The organism is Janthinobacterium sp. TND4EL3 (assembly GCF_900156175.1).
GTDB lineage: Bacteria > Pseudomonadota > Gammaproteobacteria > Burkholderiales > Burkholderiaceae_D > Janthinobacterium.
This window is the reverse complement of the sequence record NZ_FTMV01000016.1, coordinates 105,317-118,706: the sequence shown is the minus strand read 5'-3', so window position 1 is coordinate 118,706 and position 13,390 is coordinate 105,317. Positions and strand designations below refer to the sequence as shown.

The following is a 13,390-nucleotide window of genomic DNA, read 5'->3' as shown; positions in this document are numbered from 1 at the left end:
AGAAATATCAGGAAATTTTGAAGGATTCACGCGCAAAGAGCCTTGAAGGGCCGGTAAGTGAAGGAAACGGCACCGGGTTGGTACGCTAGGGCGCAATCGAATGCGACACCGTCAGCCACTCGCCCGGCTGCAGATTCGCCGCCGCCTCGCGCGTGGCCAGCACGCTGTCCGGGTCCAGGTCGGATCGGTTCAGCTTGTAGGAATAGGCGAAATCATCGGCATCGAATGCCTGCCCCGCCTTGACGTAGTACTTGAAGCCGACAAACGAGTCGGGATTGGTGACGACTGTGTATGCAAGCGTGACGCTGTTCATGGCGGGCCTCGTCGACGGTGGTGAGGCAGCCATTATGCGTCAATTCCGGCGGCAGCGATGCGACGGCGAATCCTTGCGGCACGTCAATAGCCCTGCCGGCGGCCGGCGCTACAGTAGCGTGAACCACCCATACCGCCCTCCTCGCCATGCGCACACTGCTCAGGACAATCAGGAACACCGTCACGCCGCCAGCCAGGCTCACGGCAGCGGCGCGCGCCGAGCGCCTGGCGGACCGGCGCGGCCTGCCCGCTTTTGACCCCGGCCCGCAAGCCGTCGTCGACGCTTGCACGGCCTGGCTATGCGCGGCGCAAGACCATTCCAGTTCAAACGACGGCGGCGTCGCGCGCGACTACAGCCTGCTGACGGGCTGGGCTAGCTCCTACCCGGAGACCACCGGCTACATCATCCCCACCATGATTGCCCTGGCCCGGCGCGCGGGCGACGACGGTGGGGATGATGCCCTGCACGAGCGGGCGCGCCGCATGCTCGATTGGTGCGTGGCCATCCAGTTCCCCGCAGGCGGTTTCCAGGGCGGCAAGATCGATTCCACGCCGCGCGTGCCCGTCACCTTCAACACGGGCCAGATCTTGCTGGGCCTGGCCGCCGGCGTGACGGCGTACGGCGATCGGTACCAGGACGCCCTGCACCGCGCGGCACGCTGGCTGCGCGACAGCCAGGATGCCGACGGCTGCTGGCGCCGCCATCCGACGCCGTTCGCCAGCGCTGGCGACAAGGCCTACGAAACGCACGTGGCCTGGGGTTTGTTCGAAGCGGACCGCATCGCGCCCGGCCACGGCTATGGCGCGGCCGGCCTGCGCCAGGTCGACTGGGCACTGAGCCAGCAGCGCCCCAACGGCTGGTTCGCATCGAACTGCCTGGACGAGCCGCTCAAGCCCCTGACCCACACCATCGGCTACGCCTTGCGCGGCGTGCTCGAAGCGCACCGCTTTTCGGCGCGCGCCGACCTGCTGCACGCCGCCGCGCTTACCGGCAACGGGGTCGCCAACGCCGTGGCGGCCGATGGCTACCTGGCGGGCCGGCTCGACCACGCATTCCAGCCCGCCGCCGATTTCGCCTGCCTTACGGGTTCCGCGCAAAACGCGCATTGTTTGTTCCTGCTGTACCAGCTGACGGACGAGCGGCGCTACCTCGATGCGGCGCGCCGCTTGAACCGTTACGTGCGCCGCACGGTCGCCGTGCACGGCCCCGCGCACATCCGGGGCGGCGTCAAGGGCGCGTTTCCCGTCGATGGCGATTATGGCCAATGGGCTTACCTGAACTGGGCCGCCAAATTCTGCATCGATGCCAATCTGCTGGAACTGGAAATCGGCGATGCTTGAGCAGGCCAGACGCGCCGCCAGGGCCGCGCTGCAAGCGTGGCGCCGCGCCGCCAACGCCCGGCAAATGCGCCACGACGCCCCCCACGTGACGCGCGCCGGCTTGGCGGCCGGTCTGGCGCGGCTCGGCATCGCACGCGGCGACACGCTGTTCGTGCATTCGTCGCTGAAAAGCCTGGGCTACGTGGAAGGCGGCGCGCTGGCCGTCATACGCGCCCTGCAGGACGCCGTCGGCCCGCAAGGCACACTGCTGCTGCCCACCTATTACCTGCCCGGCGGCACCGTGCGCGCCGCCTGCGCCATGCCCGGCTATGTGTTCGACCCGCGCCGCCATGGCACGCACATGGGGCGCCTGCCCGAAGCGTTCCTGGCAAGCGGCAGTATCCACCGCAGCATCCACCCGACCCATTCCGTATCCGCGTGGGGCCGCCATGCCGCCGACCTCACCGAGGCGCACCACCGCGCGCCGTCGATCTTCGGCATGGGCTCGCCCTGGCAGCGCTTCATCGGCTGCGAGCAGGCCAAGGTGCTGGGCCTGGGCATTTCCATGGGGCCGGTGACGTTCTATCACGCGCTGGAGGACGCCATGGGCGACGCCTTCCCCGTGCCCGTGTGGGAGGACGAGACAAGGCTGCTGGCCTGCCTGGACCACGACGGCAGGCGCTGCGAGGTGCCCGTGCGCCCTTTTGATATGGCCGTCGCCCAGCGCCGCATCGACCAGCCGGGCCGCGGCGACCTGCGCGATTATTTTGCGCGCGAATTCGACGCCGCCGGCCTGCGCGTCAACGGGCAAGTGGGCGATGCGGCGTCGTGGGCCATTCCGGCGCAGACATTTCATGACCACCTGGGCCAAATGGCGTCCGAACACGTGACGATCTACGCCAGCGCGGCAGCACTGGCGGCGCGGCCCGTCGGGCGCGCATAAAAAAACCGCCCGGATCGTCATGACGCCGGGCGGTTCTCATTGAATGGGCTAGAACATCAAGCCTGCGGACGGTCCGCCTTTTTCTCTCTTGCGACGAGGTACAGCAGCACGATGATGACGGCATACGGCAGCAGGGACAGCCCATCCGCATTCAAGCCCGCGTAGAACGGGTTGCCGTGCTCGGCCCAGTCGGCCATCATCTGGTCGAAGTGCGTCAGCACGCCGGCCGTGATGGCGATAATGATGCCGGCCAGCGCGCCGCCGGCGATGTAGCCGGAGGCCAGCAGCACGCCCGAACTGCGGTCGCCCGCCAGCTGGCGCTCTTCCTCGTTCAATTTGGCGTTGTGTTCCAGCTTGTTATTGCGGCGGTCCGCCAGCCAGCGCACGATGCCGCCGACGAAGATCGGCAAGGTCGAGGACAGCGGCAGGTACACGCCCACCGAGAACGCCAGCGACGGGATGCCGGCCATTTCCAGCACCACGGCGATCATCACGCCGAACAGCACCAGGGTCCACGGCAGCTGCTGGTCGAGGATGCCCTTGATGATGTAGGACATCAGCACGGCTTTGGGCGCATCGTATTTCTTCACTTCCGAGCCGTCCGGACGCTTGCTGTAGTGGCCATTGATGCCCGGATCGACCAGGTAGGCCAGCTGGCCGTCTTCCTTGACAAAATATTTGCCGGCCGGGCCACCCACGGTATCGGTCTTTTGCCAGACTTTATACGTGTTGTGGTCGGTCTCGGCTTGCGGGCCATGCAGCGCGCCCGTCACCGTCAGCTTCGACGCATCGACCGTCAGGCCTGGCGCCACTTGCGCGGCCGGCACGTAGACGGTGCTCGCCTCGTTCAGTTTCAGCAGGATCGGTCCGAGGATCAGCGCCGACGACAGCGCGCCCGCCAGGATCGCGTACTGCTGCAGGCGCGGCGTGGCGCCCACCAGGTAGCCCGTCTTTAAATCCTGCGAGGTGGTGCCCGCATTGCTGGCGGCGATGCAGACGATGGCGCCCACCGACAGGGCCGTCACATAGTAACGCCCGCCCGTCCAGCCCATGATCAGGAAGATCAGGCAGGTAAACAGCAAGGTGGCCACGGCCATGCCGGAGATCGGGTTCGACGAGGAGCCGATTTCGCCCGTCAGGCGCGACGAGACGGTGGCGAACAGGAAGCCAAAGACGAGGATCAGCAGCGCGCCGAGGAAGTTCATGTGCAGCGGCGTGGCGAAGGTGATCACGGCGATGATGGACAGGCAGCCGATGACGACCCATTTCAGGGGGATATCCTGGTCCGTGCGCAGGGTGGAATCGGTCTTGACGCCCTTGCCTATGCCTTTCAGGCCGGCCGACAGGCTGCGCCAGATCATGGGCATGGCGCGCACCAGGGAAATGAGGCCGCCGGCGGCCACGGCGCCCGCGCCGATGTACAGCACGTAGGCGCTGCGCACGTCGTCCGCGCCCATTTCGCTGATCAACTTGGTGCCCGGCGAGAGCACGGTGGTCAGGCTGTCGCCGAAGAACTTGATCATCGGGATCAGCAGCAGATACGACAGCACGCCGCCGGCGGCCATGGTGGCTGCGATGCGCGGGCCGATGATGTAGCCCACGCCCAGGAGTTCCGGCGAAATCTCGGCGCCGATGGAGCCGCCCTTGAGCGGCGCGGCAAATTCCACGCCCGGCGTGTCCTTCCAGCCCTTGAACGAGATGTTGAACACCTTGTACAGCAGGCCGACGGCAAAGCCGCCGAAGATGATCTTGGCGCGGCGCTTGGCGTCCAGCGCGGCGGCCGAATCCTTCTCGATGCTTTCGCCGGCGGCGATGCGCGATTCTTCCGTGGCGGCCGCCTTCAGCACTTCGGCGCACGCCGTGCCTTCGGGGAACTTGAGTTCCTTGTGCTGGTCGACGATCATGGTGCGGCGCATGGGGATCATCATCAGGATGCCCAGCAGGCCGCCGAGGATACCGACCAGCATGACTCTGGAGATTTCCAGGTCGAAGCCGAGGATCAGGATGGCCGGCATGGTCACGCCCAGGCCGAAGGCCAGCGATTCGCCGGCCGAACCGGCCGTTTGCGTGATGCTGTTTTCCAGGATCGACGAATCCTTGCCGCCCACCTTCTTGGCCAGGCCGAACAGGGTGATGGCGATCACGGCGACGGGGATCGAGGCGCTGACGGTCAGACCCACCTTCAGCACCAGGTACAGCGAGGAGGCGCCGAAGACCATGCCCAGAATGACGCCCATGAACAGGGCGCGGAAGGTCATTTCCGGCAATTTCGCGTCGGCCGGAATATACGGCTTCATGGCGCTCGGTGTTGCATCTTTTGCCATTCTCAATTCCTTAATTTTATAAAATAAACAGCCCGGATCTAAGTAACCCTCGGGAAATTAGTGTGAATTTATGACGAACAGAAGCGGATGCTATGCAAGGCGCTCACTGCGACGCAGTGCGAGCACTGCTAGCAGTGAGCAAGCCTCGTCGGCCACCTTGCAGAGCGCCGGTTATGGAAGTCAGAAATCACAATAATTTATTGGGGGTTACTTAGGCCCGGGCTATTTTCTTGAAGCCGTGACTATCGCACAGCCGCGTTTCGATGAAAAGGATTTTTGCTCCCGGTCGCGGCGCCTGGCCCCGGCGCCCGGCCGCAGGGGAAGCGCCGGCGCATTGGTCTATAATCGCTGCCACCGTGCCCTGCACGCTCACGTGAGACTGCCTTGACTGCCAAACGAACCGGATTCCCCTGGCCTTCCCGCCGCGCCACCGTGCGCGGCTTCATCATCGCCGGCTGCGCCGCGCTGGCCGCCGCCGTGCTGCTGGCCGCTTATCTGTTCCTGTACGTGCGCCCCCGCCTGCCCGAGCTCGACGTCATCACCGACTACCAGCCGAAGATCCCGCTGCGCGTGTACACGGCAGACAATGTGCTGATCGGCGAGTTCGGCGAGGAGCACCGCGATTTCATCCCCATCGCGCAAGTGCCCGACATGATGAAAAAAGCCCTGCTGGCCATCGAGGACAGCCGCTTCTATGAACACCACGGCATCGACTTCGTGCGCGCCGGCGGCGCCGTGCTGTCGAACCTGCGCCACGGCTTCGGCCACGGCGGCGGCTCCACCATCACCATGCAGGTGGCGCGCAATTTCTTCCTGACGCGCGAAAAAGTCGCCTCGCGCAAGCTCAATGAAATCATGCTGGCCCTGAAAATCGAGGCGGCCCTGTCAAAGGAGCAGATTCTCGAGCTGTACATGAACCAGATGTACCTGGGCCAGCGCTCATTCGGCTTCGGCAGCGCGGCGCAGACGTATTTCGGCAAGCCGCTGAACGAACTGTCGATCGCGGAAATGGCCATGCTGGCCGGCTTGCCGCAGAATCCGTCGCGCCACAACCCGATCAGCAGTCCGAAAAAGGCCCATGCGCGCCAGAAGCTGGTCTTGAAACGCATGCGCGAACTCGATTACATCAGCGAAGGCCAGTACCAGCAGGCGCTGGCGCAGCCGCTGCATTTCAATACGCGCGGCAAGCAGGGTTTCGACACGCACGCCGAATACGTGGCCGAACTGGCGCGCCAGGCCGTCTACGCCCAGTACAAGGAAGACAGCTACACCAAGGGCATCAGCGTCTACACGACGATTCTCAAGGCGGATCAGGACGCGGCCTACGCCTCGACGCGCCGCAACGTCATCGCCTACGACCAGCGCCACGGCTACCGCGGCCCGGAAACCTTCATCGACATGCCGGCGGACCCCGAACAGCGCGACGACGCCATCGATGCTGCACTGCAAAAACGCCCGGACAGCGACGGCCTGATCGCCGCCGTCGTCACGGAAGTGTCCAGCGGCAAGGTGGTGGCCGACACGGGCGACGGCGACGCCAAGGCCATCACGGGCGAGGGCTTGCGCTTTGCCGCCCCTGCCCTGTCCGCCAAGGCGGGCGCCGGCATCAGGCTGCGCCCGGGCGCCGTCATCCGCATCAGCCAGGACGCGAAGGGCAGCTGGGCCATCACGCAAGTGCCGCTGGTGGCCGCCGCCTTCGTCTCGCTGGACGCGGACACGGGCGCCTACCATGCCATGGTGGGCGGCTTCGACTACAACCTGCAAAAGTTCAACCACGTCACGCAGGCCTGGCGCCAGCCCGGTTCGGCCATGAAGCCCTTCGTGTACTCGGCGGCGCTGGAAAAAGGCTTTTCGCCGGCCACCCTGATCAACGACGTGCCTTTGGAGATGCAGGCGGGCGGCAAGGTGTGGGCGCCGCAGAATGACGATTTCAAGTTCGACGGCCCCATTACCATGCGCTACGCGCTGGCGCAGTCGAAGAACGTGGCCTCGGTGCGCATCCTGCGCGCGCTGGGCGTATCGTACACGCACGATTTCCTGGAGAAATTCGGCTTCGACCCGGCCCGCCAGCCCAGCAATCTGACCATGGCGCTGGGCACGGGTTCCGTCACCCCCGTGCAGATGGCGGGCGCCTACGCCCTGTTCGCCAATGGCGGCCACCAGGTGGAGCCGTATTTGATCGACCGCATCGTCGACGCGAAGGGAGCGGTATTGATGCAGACCAAACCGCCCGCGCCGAACGACGACAAGACCCTGGCGCTGGACCCCCGCAACGCCTTCGTGATGGACAGCATGCTGCGCGAAGTGGCGCGCACGGGCACGGGCGCGGCGGCGACGAAAAAGCTGGGCCGCAGCGACATCGCCGGCAAGACCGGCACCACCAGCGACGCCGTCGATGGCTGGTTCGCCGGCTACAGCGGCGGCATCGTGGCGGTGGCGTGGATGGGCTATGACGAGCCCAAGTCCTTGGGCGGGCGCGAATTCGGCGCTACCCTGGCCATGCCGATTTGGATCGACTACATGCGCACGGCCCTGGCGACGCGCCCGCCAATCGCGCGCGCCGTGCCGGCCGGGCTGAGCCAGGTCGACGGCGAGTGGCTGTACGACGAGTTCATCGACATGAACGGCGTAAAAACCCTCGACATGGACGTGGAGACGCCGACGGACCCGGCGGCGGTGCCGGAGACGGTGCCGGTGGAAACCAACTAGTGAAAAAGCCAGGAGCGATCCTGGCTTTTTTTACGGCGGCGTTTTTACGGCGCCTTGAGCATGCTCAAATATCCGCGCACCGTCTGCACCGTGCTGTCGGCAAAATCGTCGACATGGACCTTCGCGGCGCGGTACTTCCAGCGTTTCACGTACCAGTCCTGGAACAGGGCCAGGCAGTGGGCGGCCAGCAAGGTGGGATCGCCCTGCGGCTTCGGCTCGATTTCGGCGATGGTGGCGGCGATCAGGGTCTGCACGTAGAGTTCCGAATTCTTCGCCATGCTGCGCTGCTCCACCTGCAGCACGCGCGAATCCATGAAGACGAAATAAAACCACGGCTGCAGCACTTCGGACAGGTAGATGGACGAGCGTATCATCGCCTCCAAGCGGTCCAGCGGCGACTTCACATCGGCAAACAGCAGCGGCAAGGCTTGCGTGGCATGGCGCACCACGTCCTCGATCATCTCGGCCAGCTGGTCCTTGCTGGTGATGTAGCCATACAGGCCGCCCATCGACAGCCCCGTCTCGCGGCACAGGTCGCGCAAGCTCATGGCGCGGAAACCCACGTCATTGGCCAGGCGAAAAGTGGCGACGAAGATGCGTTCGAGATTTTCCAGCGCCGGCTTGCGGCGCTTGACGCCGATGCGCTCCGCATGGCGGTCAAGAATATATTCCCAGATGTTTTCGCCATTTAAAGGCGTCATCTGCTGAAACTGTTCAAAATTAAAATGGGTCGACAAGTGCATTCCCAAGTAACGGTATATGAGCGATGCCTATGCTGTGCCTGAGAGCGGCGCGGCAAGACGGCGGGACGATGGATGCGGGCCGATTATAGCTCAGGAAAACAACTATTTGACTTTTCAACTATGCAATGGGCGCATAAGCAACGCCAAACTCCCGCAGTTATTGCGCTGCATCATGCAATTCGCTGCAATTTAAATCCAGCAATGCTACATTTCAAAAACCGAGCGCTCGCTATTTTTAATGCATCGAGAATGTAAGGAGTGCACGGTTCAACGCTACAGCATCGACATTTCCACTATTTAATAATAACGGAGACAAAATGAAGACTCGCTTCTGGCAACTGCTATCGACCCTGCTGCTCGCCCTCGCCATCCTGCCCGGCAGCGCCGGCGCGGCGGGCTACACGCAAACGAAATACCCGATCGTGCTCGTGCATGGCCTGTTCGGCTTCGACAAGCTGGGGCCCGTCGACTATTTTTATGGCGTGCCCGACGCCCTGCGCAGCGGCGGCGCGCAAGTGTATGTGACCACCGTGTCGGCCGCCAACAGCACGGAAGTGCGCGGCGAGCAGCTGCTGTCGCAGGTGCGGCAAATCCTCGCCGCCACGGGGGCAAGCAAGGTCAACTTGATCGGCCACAGCCACGGCGGCCCCACGGCCCGCTATGTGGCCTCCGTGCGGCCCGACCTGGTGGCGTCCGTCACCAGCGTGGCCGGCGTCAACAAGGGCTCGACAGTCGCCGATATCCTCATCGGCGCCATCCCGAACACCAGCGGCGCGCTGGGCAACGCGCTCGCTTCCCTGATCGGCATCTTGTCGGGCAACAAGGGCTTGCCGCAAAACGCGGGCGCCTCGCTCGCCTCCCTGTCCACGGCCGGTTCGCTGGCATTCAACAGCCGCCATCCGCAAGGCGTGCCCACGTCCGCCTGCGGCGAAGGCGCCTACCAGGTGCAGGGCGTGCACTATTTTTCGTGGAGCGGCGCGCAGCCGTACACCAACGTGCTCGACGCGGGCGACCCGCTGCTCGCCGCCATCAGCCTGGCCTTCGGCGGCGCGAAGAACGATGGCCTGGTCAGCAGCTGCTCCAGCCATCTGGGCAAGGTGATCCGCGACGACTACGCCATGAACCACCTCGATGAAGTCAACCAGTTCGTCGGCATCGTCAACCTGTTCGAGACCAATCCCGTCACCGTCTTCCGCCAGCAAGCCAACCGCCTGCAAGGCCTGGGACTGTAAGGAGGCTGCGATGCGCACGAACGCGACATGGATCATCGGCGGCGGCCTGGCGGCTTTGGCCCTGTACCTGGTGCTGCGCCCGGGCGAGCCGCCCGCCCCGCCGCCGGAAAAGGCGGAGCCGGACCTGTTCGCGTTCGTGCGCTCGATGCAAGGCACGCGGCCCGACGGCAACGTGACGGTGGCCCCCGGCGACAAGCTGGTGGTCGACGCGGAACTGGGCCACCTGTTCGACTACTTCCTGGCGGGCCTCGGCGAAAAGCCGCTGGCCGCCATCCGCAACCAGATCGAGGCGGAACTCGACAAGCGCCTGGCGCCCGTCCCCGCCCGCGAAGCGAAGCGCCTGCTGGGGGCGTACCTGGCCTACAAGCAGGCGCTGGCAGGCGCGGAACAGGCCTTGCCGGCGCAGGCCGATCCCGCCGTGGCCGCCGGCGCGCGGCTGCAGGCGATGCGCGCCCTGCGCGGCAATTATTTTTCGGCGGAAGAAAGCGCGGGCCTGTTCGGCGCCAGCGACGCGTATGACGACGACGCCGTGGCGCGCATGGCGATCCTTGGCGACACCACGCTCGACGAGGCCCGGCGCCAGGCGCTACTGGCCGCGCTGGACCAGAAAATGTCGCCAGCCCGGCGCGCCGCGCGCGACGCGCCGCTGCAGGTGGTGCAGCTCGACGCGTCCGTCAAGGCGCTGCGGGCACGGGGCGGCGGCGAGAATGAAGTCTACCGCCTGCGCGCCAGCACCTTGACGCCGGAAGCGGCGGCGCGCCTGGCGGAACTGGACCGCGAGGAGTCGCAGTGGCAGCAGCGCATCATCGCGTACCAGGCTCAGAAGGCGCAGCAGGCCGGCCTGCGCGGCGGCGCGCAGGATGCGGCGGCCCTGCAGCAGCTGCGCGACGCCAGCTTCACGCCCGAGGAACAGCGCCGCCTGGGCGCCTACGAGTAAAACTCAGGCCAGCCGCGCCAGCAAGGCCGCTGCCGCCAGCACGTCGGCACTGCCCTGCCCCTGTTCGTGGCGCGCAAGCACCGGCGCCAGCAGCGCCTGCGCCTCGCTGCCGCGCCGCTGTGCGTGCAGCAGGCTCGCCAGGCTGGTGGCGCAGCGCAATTCCCAGCCCGCCGCCTCCTGCGCACGGGCCAGCGCCAGCGCTTCGCCGAATTGCGCCTCGACCTGCCGCAGGCCGGCCTCGTCGTCCGCTGCCAGGGTGCGCCAGCGGCTGTGCGCGGCGCGGCGCAGCACTTCCGGCATGCTCCACGGCGCCAGCCCCGTGCGGGCGCGCCGCACCGCCTGCAGGTCTGCGGCAGCGTCATGCAAGGTGGCCATGACATCGATCTGCATGGGCCAGCTGCGCACCGCCGGCCAGGAAAATTGCGCGATGCCGTCGATCGCGTCGAGCAGATGCTGGTAGCCGGCGCCCCAGGCGCTCCAGTACAGCAGGCCGTAGCGGGCCGCATGCTCGCGCAGCAGGCAATTCCAGGCGCGCGCCAGGCCATGCTGGCCGCACCACAGGGCCACGGGGATGGCGCTGAAGGCCAGCGCCACGCACAGCGAGGCGCCATTGTGCTCGAAGCCCAGTATCACCGCTTCGCGCGCGACCTGCAGGGCCTCGTCCGGGCGTCCCAGCAGCCACAGGCAGCGCGACAGATTGCCGCGCATGCAAACCTGGTGGTCGGCCAGCACCGCATTGTTGAACGTGAGCTGGCCGGCGCCATCGGGATGCGCGAGCACCATGCGCGCCAGTTCCGCCGACTGCGCGTGGCGTCCCTGCAGGTGCTCGCCGGCCGAACGCATGCGCGCCGCCACCAGCTGCATGGCCGTCCCGCCGCCCGCCTGGCACAGCGCGGAAAACTCGACCACATAGGCGTCCGCCCCCGTGAAATCGGCCAGCGCGACGCTGCAGATCCACATGCCGCAGATCGCTTCGGCACGGCGCGGCACGTCATCCGTCCGCATGGCCAGCGCATGGCCATGGCGGAACGACAGCAGCATGGCGTCCGTCACGCCCTGCGTGTGCATCAGCAGGTGCGCAAGCGCGAAGTGCAGCTGCATTTCGCTGTCCGGGTCGACGATGCCGTGCAGCGCCATCTGTTCCAGCGCCCGCTCCACGCGCATGCGGTATTCGTCCAGCAGCGACAGCTGGTAGAACAGGGTTTGCGCCGCCAGGGTCAGGGCAATGCCCAGCGCCGCGTCGCCCTCGCCGCCGAAGGCCCAGTCGATGGCCGCGCGCAGGTCGTCCACGTGGCGGCCGTAGCAGGCGCTCCAGCTGGCGAAGCTCATGCGCTCCCAGTCGGCGGCGATGCGCCCGGCCAGCGCCTGGCAGTGGCGCGCATGGCGCAGGAACACGGCGTCGCCCTGCCCGCTCGCCTGCAACTGCGTGGCCGCGTAGGCGCGCGTCGTTTCCAGCAGGCGGTAATACACGTGCTCGCAGCAGAATTCGATGCTGACGAGGGACTTGGCGGCCAGGTCGGCCACCGTATCGAACACTTCGTAGCCGGCGACGGCGGCGGCCGATTCCATGCGAAAGCGGCTCCTGAACACGCTCAGCACCTGCAGCACCGCGCGCTCCCCCGCGTCGAGCAGGCCGTAGCTCCAGTCCAGGGTGGCGCGCAGGGTCTGGTGGCGCAGCGGCACGTTGCGCGGGCCGCGCGTGAGCAGGCGGAAGCGGTCGTCGAGCTGGCGCCGCAGTTCATGGATGCCGAAGTGGCCGATGCGCCCGGCCGCCAGTTCCAGCGCCAGCGGAATGCCGTCGAGGCGGCGGCAGATTTCCGCCACCACGGGCACGTCCGCGTCGGCCAGCACGAAACCGTCGTCCGCCGCGGCGCAGCGCTCGCAAAACAGCTGCACGGCGGCGAAATGGCGCGCCGCCTGCGCGTCCGGTATCACGTCCGCAGGCGGCAAGCCCAGCGCCGGCAGGCGCTGCAGGTGCTCGCTGCTGATGCGCAGCGGCTCGCGGCTGGTGGCCACCACGTGCAGCAGCGGCGCGCCCTTGAGCAGCGCGTCGGCCAGCGCGGCGGCGGCGCCGATCACATGTTCGCAGTTGTCGAGCACGATCAGCATGTGGCGCTGGCGCAGGTAGGCCAGCAGGCCTGGCATGGCTTCGTCCGCCGGCACGGCCACGCCCAGCGCCGTGGCCAGCGCCAGCGGCACCAGCCGGCCTTCGCCCAGCGGCGCCAGGTCGACGAAGCAGACGCCGTCGGCGTAGCGGCGCAGCACGCGCGTGGCCAGCGCCACGGCCACCGTGGTCTTGCCGATGCCGCCCGGGCCGACGATGCACAGCAGGCGCAATTGCAGCAGCTGGTTGGCCATCGCCTGCAGCGTCTCGGCGCGTCCCACCATGCGCGTCAGCAGCACCGGCAGGTTGTGCTGCGGCTCGGCGCTGGCCGGGCCGGCCGCCACCGCCTGCCCCGTGTACGACAGGGGCGCCAGGAAGCCGTAGCCGCGCCCGGGGATGGTGGTGATGTAGCGCTGGCCGTCGCGGCCATCGCCAAGCACCTTGCGCAGCGCGGCCAGGTGCACGCGCAGGGTGGCGTCGTCGACGACGGCGTTGGGCCAGACGATGGCCAGCAGCTCGTTCTTGTCGACGATCTCGCCGGCCCGCTCGAGTAGCGCCAGCAGCAGGTCCATCGCACGGCTCCCCAGGCGCAGCGCACGCTCGCCATCGAACAGCAGGCGTTCGAGCGGCAATAGGCGAAACGGGCCAAAGACAAAGGCCGGAATGGAGCTGTTCATAGTTGTTGCATGGGGATAGTGTTCAAGCATGCGGCGCGCAGTAACGACATTTTACTGAGCATCCGCGCCGCGCCACGTGGCGTCATGTA

At 66.6% G+C, this 13,390-nt stretch carries 9 protein-coding genes; 5 read left to right on the top strand and 4 right to left on the bottom strand.

From position 1 onward, the window contains the following. Positions 1-85: 85 nt before the first annotated feature. Entirely contained in the window at positions 86-313 is a 228-nt protein-coding gene (locus tag BXA07_RS22785) for a hypothetical protein (protein ID WP_076571122.1), read from the bottom strand. Between the two features lie 146 nt (positions 314-459). Between BXA07_RS22785 and BXA07_RS22780 the strand changes: the two genes are divergently transcribed. Both BXA07_RS22780 and BXA07_RS22775 read left to right on the top strand, forming a co-directional pair. After that, a complete protein-coding gene (locus BXA07_RS22780) occupies positions 460-1,653 on the top strand; it encodes a prenyltransferase/squalene oxidase repeat-containing protein (RefSeq protein WP_083708468.1) in 1,194 nt (397 codons plus the stop codon). After that, complete coding sequence (locus BXA07_RS22775; RefSeq protein WP_076571121.1) at positions 1,646-2,575, top strand: AAC(3) family N-acetyltransferase; 930 nt, start codon at positions 1,646-1,648, stop codon at positions 2,573-2,575. The genes BXA07_RS22780 and BXA07_RS22775 overlap by 8 nt, the downstream gene beginning before the upstream one ends. Before the next feature lie 56 nt (positions 2,576-2,631). On the opposite strand, the gene BXA07_RS22770 is transcribed toward BXA07_RS22775, so the two are convergent. Next, entirely contained in the window at positions 2,632-4,899 is a 2,268-nt protein-coding gene (locus BXA07_RS22770; protein ID WP_076571119.1) for an OPT family oligopeptide transporter, read from the bottom strand. 384 nt (positions 4,900-5,283) lie between these two features. Between BXA07_RS22770 and BXA07_RS22765 the strand changes: the two genes are divergently transcribed. Beyond that, entirely contained in the window at positions 5,284-7,608 is a 2,325-nt protein-coding gene (locus BXA07_RS22765) for a penicillin-binding protein 1A (RefSeq protein WP_076571117.1), read from the top strand. Positions 7,609-7,652: 44 nt separating this feature from the next. On the opposite strand, the gene BXA07_RS22760 is transcribed toward BXA07_RS22765, so the two are convergent. Further along, positions 7,653-8,309 (bottom strand): TetR/AcrR family transcriptional regulator, encoded by a 657-nt coding sequence (locus tag BXA07_RS22760; RefSeq protein ID WP_076571193.1) that lies wholly within the window; start codon positions 8,307-8,309, stop codon positions 7,653-7,655. A 359-nt stretch (positions 8,310-8,668) separates the two neighbouring features. Here BXA07_RS22760 and BXA07_RS22755 point away from each other — a divergent pair, with 359 nt between their 5' ends. Continuing rightward, the gene (locus BXA07_RS22755; RefSeq protein WP_076571115.1) at positions 8,669-9,583 is read left to right on the top strand and encodes a lipase family alpha/beta hydrolase; all 915 of its coding nucleotides are present in this window, start codon (positions 8,669-8,671) and stop codon (positions 9,581-9,583) included. A gap of 10 nt (positions 9,584-9,593) precedes the next feature. Continuing rightward, positions 9,594-10,520, top strand: a complete 927-nt coding sequence (locus BXA07_RS22750; RefSeq protein WP_076571114.1) for a lipase secretion chaperone — start codon at positions 9,594-9,596, stop codon at positions 10,518-10,520. 3 nt (positions 10,521-10,523) lie between these two features. Here BXA07_RS22750 and BXA07_RS22745 read toward each other — a convergent pair whose 3' ends face one another. Continuing rightward, positions 10,524-13,301, bottom strand: a complete 2,778-nt coding sequence (locus BXA07_RS22745) for an ATP-binding protein (protein ID WP_076571112.1) — start codon at positions 13,299-13,301, stop codon at positions 10,524-10,526. Between the last annotated feature and the right edge of the window lie 89 nt (positions 13,302-13,390).